The organism is Psychrobacter sp. SCQQ22 (assembly GCF_015864605.1).
Lineage (GTDB): Bacteria > Pseudomonadota > Gammaproteobacteria > Pseudomonadales > Moraxellaceae > Psychrobacter > Psychrobacter fozii.
The window spans coordinates 21,850-34,250 of the sequence record NZ_JADYWZ010000006.1; the positions used below are offsets into that span (position 1 = coordinate 21,850).

Below are 12,401 nucleotides of genomic sequence, written 5' to 3' on the forward strand. Positions count from 1 at the left end.
AAAAATGAGAGGCTAACTGTTTTTACGTTTCGCGGTGTTGATATGACAGTCGTTGATTAATTGAGTGAGTCAAAACAAACTTTGAACAAACCTTTGAACCAATATTCCAGCATATAAAAAAGCCAACCAAGTTGTGACTCAGTTGACCTTTTAATTACTAGCAGGACTTGTTTATAAATGTATAGGGTGTATCCTCATTTCAAAAATGGAGGTAAAAATGAGATAAATTGCCGTCAAACGAGAAAAATAGTGTAGATAATATCGAGATATTAACCAGCTATTTGACGCTGTTTGGCAAAATTTAGCCATTTTTAGCCCAGTTAGAGGACTATCGCTTGAATTGAGGACATACCCTAATACAGTCTAGCTCAAACCTTTACAGTTTGCGTAGTATGTAACGGTTGCGGGCCAATCTGAAAAAATACCTTTGACCCCAACGTTTTGAGCCAGCACATCGATATAAGTCATCATGTCGCCATCGTTATTAATGGCTTTGCCTAAGTCAGTATAATACCAATCGCCACCTGCTGCTAACGGCCCTGAGCGCTCAATTGACCAAGTAATAATATCCAAATTAAGCGCTTTGGCTTGTTTGGCATAAGCGGATGGTATCATTTTACCTGTCGCGTCAGTGGTTACCAATATCCAAGGTGGCGGTGCGATGGTTTTAATACCACGCGCTTTTATGTTGGCTAGTGAGTGCTTCCAAGTAGACGGGTCGTTTTTATCAAAGGTTTTGCCAGTTGCGGTCTCATTACTATCATCAATCAAGTAAATGGCATTAGCACCAAAAGCAGACTCATTTTTAATCCAGTAATCCACATCTTCGATATTAAATGACTGCGCAAACACGTCACTGGCAGCCACACCTGCATTTTTGTAAGTGTCAATCAGCTGTTGACGATAAGCATCTACGCTATAGCCATTAAATGGCATGGTAACGGCTGGTGCTTTTAGCTCTGGCGTGTGCTTCATACCTAGGCTTTGAGCAAGCTTAATATGTTCTTTTAGCATGAGCACTTGACCATTTTGTGAATATAAATCAGTTCGCCATGCAGCCGTTGCATTCATATAATCATTGAGAGTGGTGGCTGTTTTATCCGCTGCATCCATTTTGCCTGTGAGGGTTTTGAATTCACTTGCGCTAATGTCTGATGTGCGACATTCAATGCTGTCAGCATTGGTCAGCACACCGTTGGCGTCGATAATTGGCGGTACGGTGCACTGTTTGGCCAGCGGGGTAGCCAGAATGTTAGTAGTCGTATGCAGGTCCTCTTGCGCATGGCGGCAGACCAGCTCGCCGTCATTGGTAAAAGCCACATCGCATTCTAAGATGCCTGCGCCCATTTGCGCTGAGGCGACATAGCTGTCATAAGTGTGTTCAGGTAATTGCAGCGGTGCACCGCGATGCGCGATAGAAAAGTTCGTTTTGCTAGGCGTTTGCGCACTACAAGCCATCAGCTCGTCTTTTAATGGTCCTGCATCCATGTCATTGACCAAGTAGAATGGCCGCACACCATATGTATAGGCTTGAGGTTTGGCATGCGGGTTTTTTGGTAGTTGTTTTAGTGATGGCTTAATGGTTTGGTTGGATGTTTGAGTCAATGTGGTATTGCGTATATCGTCTGCGGCCATTGATAGAGTGCAAGTGGCCCCTAGTGCTATGGCTATACTGACCATCTTAACGGTTTTAAATGGCGTTTTTTTGAGTTGATTGAGCGTCGCCACTGAATTATCTAACATTGTCATGTAAACTGTCCCTACAAAAAGTGAAAAATAATAAGTACAATATTGCTGTCATTTATCCATCCCTTACGTTACCTGATAATTTTTAAAAGATAATGACAGGCGAGTGATTGTTACAAAAATATTTCACTTCCAATTCTCAAAGCTAAACTATCAAAATTGTATTAAGGATCAGTCATGACTGACTATTTAGACGCTGTTATTGTTGAGCATAACCCTACCAATAAAAAAATAGACCGTGCTGTCATTTGGTTGCATGGCTTAGGTGCTAGTGGTCATGACTTTGAGCCTGTGGTACCGCAGCTGGGCTTGGCTGATGATATGGCTGTACGATTTATTTTCCCACATGCACCAAAGCGTGCAGTGACGGTGAATGGCGGTATGGTCATGCCAGCTTGGTATGATATTTTAGAGATGAGTTTAGAACGTAAAATCGATGTTGCACAAATTGAAGAGTCTGCCCAACAAATCAATGATTTGATCAGCCGTGAGGTTGAGCGCGGTGTCTCTCCTGAGCATATCGTTATTGCAGGGTTTTCGCAGGGCGGGGCAGTGGCTTACCATGTGGCACTTGGCTATCCAAAGCGTTTGGCTGGTTTGATGACACTCTCGACCTACTTAGCGACCAATGATAATATTGATTATAGTGCTGCTAATAAAGACATGCCAATTCTAATCGAACATGGTACTCATGATCCGGTGGTTCCTGTTGTTTTGGGTGAGCAGGCACAGCAGTTGTTATCTGATAAAGGCTATAACGTGGCATATCATACTTATCCGATGGCGCATCAAGTATGTATGCCACAGATTCAAGCGATTGGTACATGGTTGAATGCAGTACTTGCTTAGACAGCTGAGCTGTAACGTAATGTAATACAGGCTTTATAAAGGTTGAAACCTACCCACTACCTACTATATAATAGTCGACCTTATTGGGGATGTTCTGGCTTCGACGCTGGTAATGAAACTCAATGATGCATGTCGAGAGTATATGTCCTCTCGTTAATCCAACATATATTGTTATAGTCGCAAACGACGAAAATTACGCTCTAGCAGCATAAACCCTGCTTACTAAGTTGCTGATCACCTACAGTTGGTCAACTAAGTTGAAGCGTCCGCATGTAGGCTCGCCACAAGGGATTGTCTCAATCGCTTGGGTTCAAAAGTAGAGAATCGGCTAATCCATCCTGACTGTCGGATCGGTGCAGACTAAAATTAAAGACAGAAACTAAACATGTAGATTCATGAGCGTAATGCTGGCGGACGCGGGTTCAACTCCCGCCATCTCCACCACTTACATAAAAGAACAAACCAGTAACAATTTAGAAATAAATTGTTTTTAACAAAAAACCCTTTAAGTATAATGCTTAAAGGGTTTTTTGTTGCTTCTAATATGGGCTCAGTTTAGACGTTGTATATTAGAGTTAACGACTAATATAGGTTCAATACACACATATAGCATTCAGTCTTACACACAGAAAAAACATAATTTATAAAGTTGTGACATTTTTACTTTGGTCTACGTTTGCGCTCAATAGCCACGCTGCAAACTTCAAATCCCATATGACGGATATCGATCAACGTATAATATTCATGCTCAGCTACAAGTTGCACATATAGCTTGCTTGTCATTTCATAAAATTACCTTTCTATGCATATCCCAACTATTAAGAGTTAGTATTCTTAAATCCTAGATATATAGTCGCCTTATTGTACATAACTTCTAAATTCACACTATATTCGCTATTTGGCTTAGGATAGTAGTAATTTAAAAGCATTACTGATGATAAATTTACTTTGTTTTTCATCTGAGATAATCTCCACAGGATTTCTCCATCACCATTAAGTTCCAACATTTCAGCATACTTCAAGCTCATATAGCTAAGCATATTTTAAATAAATACAAAAAAGAGGCGTATAAGTGAGTTTTTCAAAAAAATTAGAAAGAAGAGTGTTTCAAAATATAGATTCAGGAAAATTATATAAATATAGATTTATATATTACATTATTATTTTTATTACTTTTTTTGCTATTACTTATAAGTATAGATATGCAGTGGATCTGGGAAGCTTTGCTTTCTATATATCTATATTCTTAATTCTCTCAGAAGGTATTGCTAGAATAAGGCGAGATAAAATATTAGCTGGGTCAACTAATGATATGTTTAGCTTTGCCTTGCTTCCTATAATTATACTAATAGGTCTTCCTTTATTTAAAAACTTAGGAGCAACTAATATCTATTTTATGAATTTTGCAGTCGATGAGTCTAGTTTAGATACCGTTAGTGGCACAGTTATAAAAGATGTCGATCATAACAAAATTATTAAAATAAATGATGCTGATAGTAATAAATATAGCTTTGTTTTCGACTACCCATATCATAGCTTTAGACCACAAGAAATATATGTTCCTCAGGGAACTAAGATTCAAATTAAATATACTGAGCTGAATCTTCAATTACCTTCTAAACAAGGTTATTTTCTCTTAGCCTATGAAATTCGTAATGATGATAGAGTTTATTTAAATTATCGTTCAGCTAAAGAGCATTATATACAGTTTCGTAGCAAGGCTATTAGATACATGCTACTCAGTAGTGTTTTTTATATTTTATCAGGTGTGTTAATTTTCGTTCTATATCTAAAACTCTCAGAAAAAAAGGAATCTTAAATGGGTACAATTAGTGGAAATCCATTTGAAATGGCTAAAGACGCTGCAAATACAGTAACTGGAGGTGTGGGTAATGCTAATGGCATAATAGGTACTACTGAAGATCTTAAGAATGCCACTAAGAACCAAGATAGTGCTTCTATTTTGAGATTTACAGCTGCTCTATAGTCAATCCAAGATAAAAGAAGTAGACTTTATATCATGAAACAGTTTTGGTAAATTATTCTTCATCCACTCTTGTCGTAGAAACTTAGCTTGAGCCCACTTTTCTCTTACTCGGGCAAAGCAGTGCTTTGCTTTATCCTCGCTCAGGGTTCTGTTCAAGGCCATAAGGTGGTAGAAATAACAAATGGTAACCAGGCCTGTTCAGCAATTTTTGAGCGCGTTTGTGAAAGCTAGCATTATCCATGACGATCAAGCATTTAGTCTTAAGACTTGGACTGACTATATAAGTAAGTCGGATTGAGAGTAGTGTTGGAAAGGCTTAATTAATAAAATTTTAATATATTTTTAAAATTTATATTTGTGATAGCAGGTAATTTGGATTAAATTCTCTACACACATATAGCACACGGACTTTTTTGTATCGACGCAATGCCTTGTGTTTAAAGGGCTGTAGCGTTTCAGTTATGCTTCCGCCATCTCCACCAAATATTAAAAAACCGATCACTCAATGTGGTCGGATTTTTTTGTCTAAATTTTAGGTGTTTCTATCTAAAATGACCATGAGCTATCGTTCAGAGCTAGAGTCTAGGAGAGCAAGCATTATTTTTTCATCAATTGAGGTCATAATATTCGCTTGTTTTAACCAATAATTCTGATTATTCTTAATTGTGGCCTATTCGGAGTATCAGATGATATACCAATAAGAATAAGCTGACTTTCAAACAACTACAGGGAATGTACTATGTTAGGAAAAATGATGTATCAGCCATTGCTGATCAGTGGTCTTATTGAACATGCTGCACGCTATCATGGTGATACAGCGGTTGTCTCCAAAGAAGTCGATGGACAGATAACGCATACTGACTGGCTTAGCGTGTCAAATAATTCAAAACGTTTGGCCAATGCGCTGGCTACACTTGGATTGAAGTCCTCAGAACGAATCGCTACGCTGGCTTGGAATAATCATCGTCACTTAGAAGCGTGGTATGCGATTTCGGGTAGTGGTATGGTCTGCCACACCATTAATCCTCGATTATTCCCTGAGCAGCTTGGCTATATTATCAACGATGCCGACGACCGCGTATTGTTCTTTGATGTGACCTTTTTGCCGCTGATTATGGCTATTAAGGGAGATATCAAAGGCGTCGAGCATTTTATTTGCTTAAGTGATCGAGATGAAAAAGTCGTAGAGCAGTTACCGAATGTACTGTTCTTTGACGAGTTGCTAGCAGCGCATTCTCCTGATTTTGAGTGGCCTCAACTTGATGAGGCGACTGCCAGCTCCTTATGCTATACCTCAGGCACGACAGGCAATCCTAAAGGTATTTTATATACTCACCGATCCTCTGTACTTCATGCAATGGCATTATGTATGCCTGACGTCTCAGCCCTATCTGCGCAAGATGTTTTATTACCAGTAGTACCTATGTTTCATGTCAATGCATGGGGCACGCCTTATGCTGCTGCATTAACGGGTTGTTCTATCATATTGCCTGGCCCCAATCTAGACGGTGAGAGTCTGGTCTCTCTCATTGATGATTATCAGGTAACCGTTGCGCTAGGCGTTCCAACGATTTGGCAAAGTCTATTGACCGCTGCAAAGTCTAAAGGCAGTAAGCTTGAAAGTATGACGCGTACTATCGTTGGTGGCGCAGCGTGTCCGCCATCAGTTATCAAAACATTTAGAGAAGATTTCAACTGCGATGCGGTACATGGCTGGGGCATGACTGAAACCAGTCCGCTTGGGACGATGAATCAAATAAAAGCCAAGCACAAATCACTGAGTAAAGATGAAATTAATGATTTACGTAAGTCTCAAGGTCGCCCGCCTTATGGCGTTCAGCTACGCTTGATAGACACTGATGAGCCGACTAAGCGCGTAAAAGAAGATGGTCTGTCTCAGGGTCGTTTGCAGATTAAGGGTCACTGGATTATCAATGACTATTACACCGAGAACCCTGATGCCATCACTGAAGACGGCTGGTTTGATACGGGTGACATCGCCACCATTGACGCAGATGGTTATATGAATATCCGTGATCGCTCAAAAGACTTGATAAAATCTGGTGGCGAGTGGATCTCTTCAGTAGAGCTTGAGAACATCGCCGTCGCGCATCCGGAAATCAAAATCGCGGCAGCCATTGCGGCAAAGCATAAAAAGTGGGGCGAGCGTCCAGTATTGATCGTCGTGAAAGAAGACGATTCAGAAATCGATGAGGCGCAAGTATTGAGATTTTATGAAGATAAAATAGCCAGTTGGCAGATACCAGATAAAGTTATTTTTGTAGAGAGTATTTTGCTTAACGGTGCTGGAAAAATGGTGAAAAAGGATTTACGTGATGATCATGGCGATGCCCTGTTGGCTATGTAGTAGAGTCAATCCTCTATAAGTTGGATACGGTGTCAGCCTCTATTAGCCTACTACTTGTCGTACTTTCACTCGGCCTCCTTATATCCAAATTATATTGAAGCGACTATAGTATATTTTGACAGCATAAATTTATAAGGTGTTTAGTCAGTGAATTAGTATTGAGAGATGAATGTAATGATAAAGGGCTGACAGTCTTAGACTATTAGCCCTTTATTTTTTTGGTGTTTTTTGTGCATTGAGTAATAAACAAGTTAATGCAAAAACACTATTTTAAGGTTTAGTATTCATCGATGAAAGTAGATTAAATAAAGATTGATAAAAGAACGTCACAGTAATATAGTTCGAATTTATATTATTCATTTATTGAGGCTTTTATTTATGAGAACTTGGTCAGCATTTTTTATCTCTATATTTATGCTAGCGCCTGTCATGCAGGCAAATGCAAAGAATACGCCTTGTTCTGGCAAGATGGGTGGCATATCGCATTGCCAAGGTGCTAAGTTTGTCTGTAAAAACGGAAAAATCAGTCAGTCTAAAAAATCATGTAGCTAATAAATGCTAATAGTTTAAAAGGTTAATTGATATATAGATTGTTCTCTACGAATAAAATAAGAATGATTTGGTACAAGTATTAGCGACAAACACTGCTATAACCTTTAGCTTTCAATATTTCTAAACAATAAAAAATCCGATCACTGTATGTGGTCGGATTTTTTATTGTTTAGTTCATTATTCCAATATTTTTCAATAATTAGTTTGTTATAGAAGTCATTAACAGGTATTTCGACTTTATAGTTGATTCAGTCTAAAAGAGGTACAAGACAACCGAGTGCAGACGTATATGTGATACTTCAAGCGAGGTTAACGCTGTCACTCTTTTATAGAGGATTGACTATAGATAATAAAACTATTTACCTTGATAAACTGGCTTACGCTTTTCTACAAAGGCTGTGACACCTTCGATAAAATCATCCGTTTTTGCCATCATGGTTTGTTGTTCAACTTCCATATCTAAGGCTTCATTTAGACCCATAAAAGCATGCACATTGAGCATATGTTTCATTGAAGCCAATGCTTTACCTGGCAACTGACTTAAGCGGTTTGCTAATGCCTGTACGCTCGCGTCCAACTCATCGGCACTAACCACGCTATTCACTAGATTCAAGCGCGCCATATCTTCTGCTTTAAGCTTATCACCCAACATAACAAGTTCAGTAGTTTTAGCTGCGCCAACCAGTTGGTTTAGCAAGTAGATACCGCCTGCATCTGGAATTAGGCCAATATTGACAAAGGCTTGTACAAATTTGGCATTGTCAGCTGCAATACGGAAATCACAGGTTAAGGCTAAGTTCATACCTGCGCCAGCTACTGCACCTTCTAACTTAGCAATAATAGGTTTATGAATATTACGCAACTTTAAGCTGACTTCTCCAGCACCTTCTACCATGCCTTTTAGCTTGCTTGAAATAATGTCTTTATCCAGACCTTCAGACAGCATTTCTTTGATATCGCCACCGCTAGAAAAATTGCCACCTGCACCTTGTAAGATAATGACACGCACTTGGTCATCGGCATCGGCCTCAGCAAGCGCTTTTAACACACCATTTTTTAGAGGCGTACCAAAAGCATTTAGACTTTTTGGATCATTAAATGTAATGGTAGCAATATGCTGTTCGACTTGATAATCGACTAAAGGCTGCGACATGTTATCTATCCTTGTATAAGTTTTTATAAGTATCTTATGGTCAATTACATATAAGTCAGATATGCACAATCTACGGTTTGTAGTCCTTTCACTAGCCTTACTTATATCTGAATTATATTGAACTGACTATGTAGACAGCATATTACTATAGCAGTTTGGCATGATTATAAAAGTGGGTTTTGTGGGCGCTCAAGACACATCGAAATTCGATAGGTTATGCTAAAATGCCAAAAGCTGTGTCAGGGGGTTATTCATGAAGATTCTAAAATCCTGAGGGATATATTAGCCTCTCTTATCTATCAAACAAGGAAGTTATTATGCCAATTATTAAAATCAATGATGCTGATATTTATTATGAAGACAGTGCACCAAATGATGTGCAAAAGCCGGTCATGGTATTTGCACACGGTCTGCTGTGGAGTACGCAAATATATGATGAACAAGTCAAACATTTCCAAGCAGATTATCGCTGTATTGCTTTTGACTTCCGTGGACAAGGTCAATCGCAAATTACCAAGTCTGGCTATGATATGGATGCGCTCACAGAGGATACACTTGGTCTGATTGCTGCGCTTGGTATTGATAAATGCCACTTTGTAGGATTGTCTATGGGTGGTTTTGTCGCTCAGCGAGCTGCAATTAAGCGTCCTGATTTATTACTATCTCTTACCTTATTAGCAACGTCTGCTGATCCTGAAGATCCTAAAAATATGCCGCAGTATCGTAAACTTGTCCAAGCCATTCGTTGGTTGGGTAGCAAGCGTGTGAGTAATAAACTCATGCCTATTATGTTTGGCGATACTTTTTTGGCAGACAAGCTGCGAAAAGTAGAACGCAAGCAATGGCTCACGATGCTACAAGGCAATCGTAAAGGTGGTGTGATTAAGGCAACGATGGGTGTGATTGAGCGTAAAGGCATTTATGAGCAGCTTGGTGATATTACAACACCTACATTAATTATCGTTGGTGATGAAGATGTAGCGACCCCTTATGCAAAGGCTGAGCGCATGCATTTTGCGATTGCAGGGTCCAAGCTAGCAATTGTTAAAGGTGCGGGTCATACATCATCTGTAGAAGAGCCAGAGCAAGTAAACCGAGTCATGAGTCAGTTTTTAGAAAACTGTGTGTAGTCAGTGAACTATTAAACTGCTACGGCGTTACCTTCCTTAGATGTACTACTTGTACAATCTGCAGTCGGCTGCCTTATACACATTTTAGAGTTCTTTGACTGTAGTGTATTAAAGCCTCATTCTTAGGGTTAAACTTCATATAAAAAAGCCGCTATCAAATGATGATAGCGGCTTTTTTGTGACATACATTAACTATCTGATAGCTACATTCGAGAGCTGTATTCACTACTGCCATCATCAATAGTCCCAAACACTTCGGCACGATTCACGACCTCAGTCGCCCAAGCACGATGCGTGGCTGGCTCTAACATGGTGTTGTTGTATTTGAATACTGCTTTGGCTTCGCTATGAAGTATCGCTTGCGCCTCATCTAAGGTACTAAGTGGTACGCAATATGCTTGCTGTACCAAAGCGATTTGGCTTGGATGAATGACAGTTTTGCCAACCAATCCCAAGCTAACATCATGGGTCAGCTCCTGCATAAACAGTGTTGGTTGATCTAAGTATTCAAACACGGGTGCCGTCAGATAAAAGCCATGTGGCACAAAGCAGCCAAGCAGCTGATAGGCTAGGGTGCCAATTGGCGTGTCATAGACAATACTGTGCTTAGGTCGCCTGAGACGTAGCGCGGCAAACAAGTCATTGCCACCGATACGCAGTGCAAACACTGGCTGGCTAAAAGCCTCTTTAAAACCAATGGCCAGTTCTTGATTGTGATGTGGATTGAATAAGGCCGCCGTCTCAAGCGTGGGCATTAATAGTTGCTCGGCACTTAGATTCTGACAAGCCATGCGCCAGTTGGATAAGCTATACATATCAACTTTTGGCATGACGAAACCATCGATGAGATCGATATGAGGATAGTCCGCCAACTGCTGTAGCATCATCGGATTGCGCGGGCGAATAAATACTAACGGACGAGTTGGATGTTGAGTTTTGATATCTGCTTTTCTAGATGGATTATTGATACTATCAACATGCGCAGCCCATGTATCGAGCAATGCTTGCAAGCGTTCAAGCGCTAAGTCGACATCGCTGTGACTGACCGCGTCCTCTAGACAAATAATAATACTATTAATCGTGGGCAGCTTGTCACGCTTGATAACTTGCCATATATCTTCCCGAGTTGCAGGCATATAAAGGCTAGCACCAAGCTGATAAGGATGGTGGGTGTGCGGTTTAACCATCGCATGACGCTCAGTAAATAGATGAGCGTAAGACTGGGAATGGTTGTAGATATTTGCTTCGTTGTGTGGCGTATCTGACATAGTTGGCATCATAAGTAGTGATAAGTAAGGAGTTGTAAAAGATCGAAGGTATTATCAAGTGGCATGGCTCAAGGGTCATTACTTATCAACAGCTCTAAGTTCAATAGCTCTAAATATAGCCATTAAAACTAGAAAATAGCCATTAGCTGTCTTTGGTGCGTTGCTTGATGAGAGTGATGGCTTGATAAGGCAGTATTTTATCACCTAATACACTGATAGCGATATCTCGTTGCGCACATAAATGTCTGAGCAGTATCGTATCTGGATGATCGGCAGTTGCTAGCAAAATACGTTCAGGATCACGGCGCAATATGGCCCTCGTGGCTTCTGCAATAGTTGGCTTGATTCGGTTACGATTGTCGATAGCATAATCTACTGCGAGCGTATCGATTAAGTCAGCCGTTTGATAGCGGGGTTGTTTGTATAGTGATAAACACTTCGAAGAATCGGTCAGTGTACGACGTGCCGCATCGATTTGATCGACAAAGGCTAAGCTGTGATCTGACGCTACCAAGTTATCATAAAAAACACTGCGATGCAGCCCTGATTGTGGCTCGGTATATAAGCTGCGTGATATGAGCCCTGACACGGTACTGTTCAGTAACCCTGATGGAATCAACCAGTCTTCTTCGCTTGCCGCAAGCCAAGCGACACCAGCCGGATCAGCCAGCGTTAATAATGGAATCACACCTTTACCTTGATGAAAGATATTGGCGAAATTTGTATGGCTAGGGTTGCTGAATGCCTCTAGGCTACGGGATAGCTCTTGATAAATGGCACCTTTCCCTGTCCAACCATCGACGAACACAATAGGGCTGTTTGGATGTGATTTTAATATTAATGCTAGGGCGACAGAGTCCAAACCTCGGTCACGAATGATGCTAATACCGTAATGTACGCTTGGCAAAGCGTAGTGGCTGTCAGTATCTGCTAACGCACGCTGTAACAGTACCCCAATCGGTAAACCTGCACGTACTAAGCTGACTAATACTAATGGATTCTCAGTATTAACGGTCTGCTCAAAAGTACATTGTAATGTATGAGCCAAGTTAGCGATATCAGTCGCAGTTCTGTTTGTTCCTTGCTCTAGCGCCTGATGATATAATCGCTCATGCATCGCTGTTGGTGCATCTTCTAACGTCAACATATCAGAATAGTGACGCTGGCCACTTTGGATAAGCGCTTCTTTTTGGCTGACAGGTACATCAGCCACGGCATCTTTATCAACGATATCGAGTAGAACAGTCACATCACTGGCAAGGTAACTGCCTGAACCGTAACTTTTTAAGTCAGCTGTTTTTGTATTGAGGTTATTTGAAATCATGATAGCAATATTGTCACTCATTAT

Annotated in this window: 10 protein-coding genes and 1 other RNA gene; 7 read left to right on the forward strand and 4 right to left on the reverse strand. The window is 40.4% G+C overall.

All coding sequences use genetic code 11. From position 1 onward, the window contains the following. Positions 1-363: 363 nt before the first annotated feature. On the reverse strand, positions 364-1,749 hold the full coding sequence (locus I6E84_RS09060) for a glycerophosphodiester phosphodiesterase family protein (RefSeq protein ID WP_197217611.1): 1,386 nt from the start codon (positions 1,747-1,749) through the stop codon (positions 364-366). Positions 1,750-1,923: 174 nt separating this feature from the next. On the opposite strand from I6E84_RS09060, the gene I6E84_RS09065 reads away from it, so the two are divergent. The 6 genes from I6E84_RS09065 (at position 1,924) to I6E84_RS09090 (ending at position 7,502) form a co-directional block, all read left to right on the forward strand. Continuing rightward, on the forward strand, positions 1,924-2,595 hold the full coding sequence (locus tag I6E84_RS09065; RefSeq protein WP_197217612.1) for an alpha/beta hydrolase: 672 nt from the start codon (positions 1,924-1,926) through the stop codon (positions 2,593-2,595). Positions 2,596-2,680: 85 nt separating this feature from the next. Next, positions 2,681-3,039, forward strand: a transfer-messenger RNA (tmRNA) gene (gene ssrA, locus I6E84_RS09070). A 628-nt stretch (positions 3,040-3,667) separates the two neighbouring features. Beyond that, the gene (locus I6E84_RS09075) at positions 3,668-4,414 is read left to right on the forward strand and encodes a hypothetical protein (protein WP_197100017.1); all 747 of its coding nucleotides are present in this window, start codon (positions 3,668-3,670) and stop codon (positions 4,412-4,414) included. Further along, positions 4,415-4,582, forward strand: coding sequence for a hypothetical protein (locus I6E84_RS09080; protein WP_197100018.1), 168 nt, complete (start codon positions 4,415-4,417; stop codon positions 4,580-4,582). Between the two features lie 739 nt (positions 4,583-5,321). Beyond that, positions 5,322-6,950: a long-chain fatty acid--CoA ligase gene (locus I6E84_RS09085; RefSeq protein ID WP_197217613.1), complete on the forward strand. Its 1,629-nt coding sequence runs from the start codon at positions 5,322-5,324 to the stop codon at positions 6,948-6,950. A gap of 378 nt (positions 6,951-7,328) precedes the next feature. Beyond that, a complete protein-coding gene (locus tag I6E84_RS09090) occupies positions 7,329-7,502 on the forward strand; it encodes a hypothetical protein (RefSeq protein ID WP_197100020.1) in 174 nt (57 codons plus the stop codon). 355 nt (positions 7,503-7,857) lie between these two features. Here I6E84_RS09090 and I6E84_RS09095 read toward each other — a convergent pair whose 3' ends face one another. Then, positions 7,858-8,655, reverse strand: a complete 798-nt coding sequence (locus I6E84_RS09095) for an enoyl-CoA hydratase/isomerase family protein (protein WP_110922660.1) — start codon at positions 8,653-8,655, stop codon at positions 7,858-7,860. Between the two features lie 317 nt (positions 8,656-8,972). Here I6E84_RS09095 and I6E84_RS09100 point away from each other — a divergent pair, with 317 nt between their 5' ends. Then, positions 8,973-9,785 (forward strand): alpha/beta fold hydrolase, encoded by an 813-nt coding sequence (locus I6E84_RS09100; RefSeq protein ID WP_197217614.1) that lies wholly within the window; start codon positions 8,973-8,975, stop codon positions 9,783-9,785. A gap of 203 nt (positions 9,786-9,988) precedes the next feature. On the opposite strand, the gene I6E84_RS09105 is transcribed toward I6E84_RS09100, so the two are convergent. Then, the gene (locus I6E84_RS09105) at positions 9,989-11,053 is read right to left on the reverse strand and encodes an HpcH/HpaI aldolase/citrate lyase family protein (RefSeq protein ID WP_197217615.1); all 1,065 of its coding nucleotides are present in this window, start codon (positions 11,051-11,053) and stop codon (positions 9,989-9,991) included. 142 nt (positions 11,054-11,195) lie between these two features. Next, on the reverse strand, positions 11,196-12,377 hold the full coding sequence (locus I6E84_RS09110) for a cysteine protease StiP domain-containing protein (protein WP_197217617.1): 1,182 nt from the start codon (positions 12,375-12,377) through the stop codon (positions 11,196-11,198). Positions 12,378-12,401: the final 24 nt, after the last annotated feature.

What these genes read in the sequence shown, in the direction of transcription:
- I6E84_RS09100 (WP_197217614.1), top strand. Translation starts at nt 8,973, where the DNA reads ATGCCAATTATTAAAATCAATGATGCTGATATTTATTATGAAGACAGT.
- I6E84_RS09085 (WP_197217613.1), top strand. Translation starts at nt 5,322, where the DNA reads ATGTTAGGAAAAATGATGTATCAGCCATTGCTGATCAGTGGTCTTATT.
- I6E84_RS09080 (WP_197100018.1), top strand. Translation starts at nt 4,415, where the DNA reads ATGGGTACAATTAGTGGAAATCCATTTGAAATGGCTAAAGACGCTGCA.
- I6E84_RS09105 (WP_197217615.1), bottom strand. Translation starts at nt 11,053, where the DNA reads ATGTCAGATACGCCACACAACGAAGCAAATATCTACAACCATTCCCAG.
- I6E84_RS09095 (WP_110922660.1), bottom strand. Translation starts at nt 8,655, where the DNA reads ATGTCGCAGCCTTTAGTCGATTATCAAGTCGAACAGCATATTGCTACC.
- I6E84_RS09060 (WP_197217611.1), bottom strand. Translation starts at nt 1,749, where the DNA reads ATGACAATGTTAGATAATTCAGTGGCGACGCTCAATCAACTCAAAAAA.
- I6E84_RS09090 (WP_197100020.1), top strand. Translation starts at nt 7,329, where the DNA reads ATGAGAACTTGGTCAGCATTTTTTATCTCTATATTTATGCTAGCGCCT.
- I6E84_RS09065 (WP_197217612.1), top strand. Translation starts at nt 1,924, where the DNA reads ATGACTGACTATTTAGACGCTGTTATTGTTGAGCATAACCCTACCAAT.
- I6E84_RS09110 (WP_197217617.1), bottom strand. Translation starts at nt 12,377, where the DNA reads ATGATTTCAAATAACCTCAATACAAAAACAGCTGACTTAAAAAGTTAC.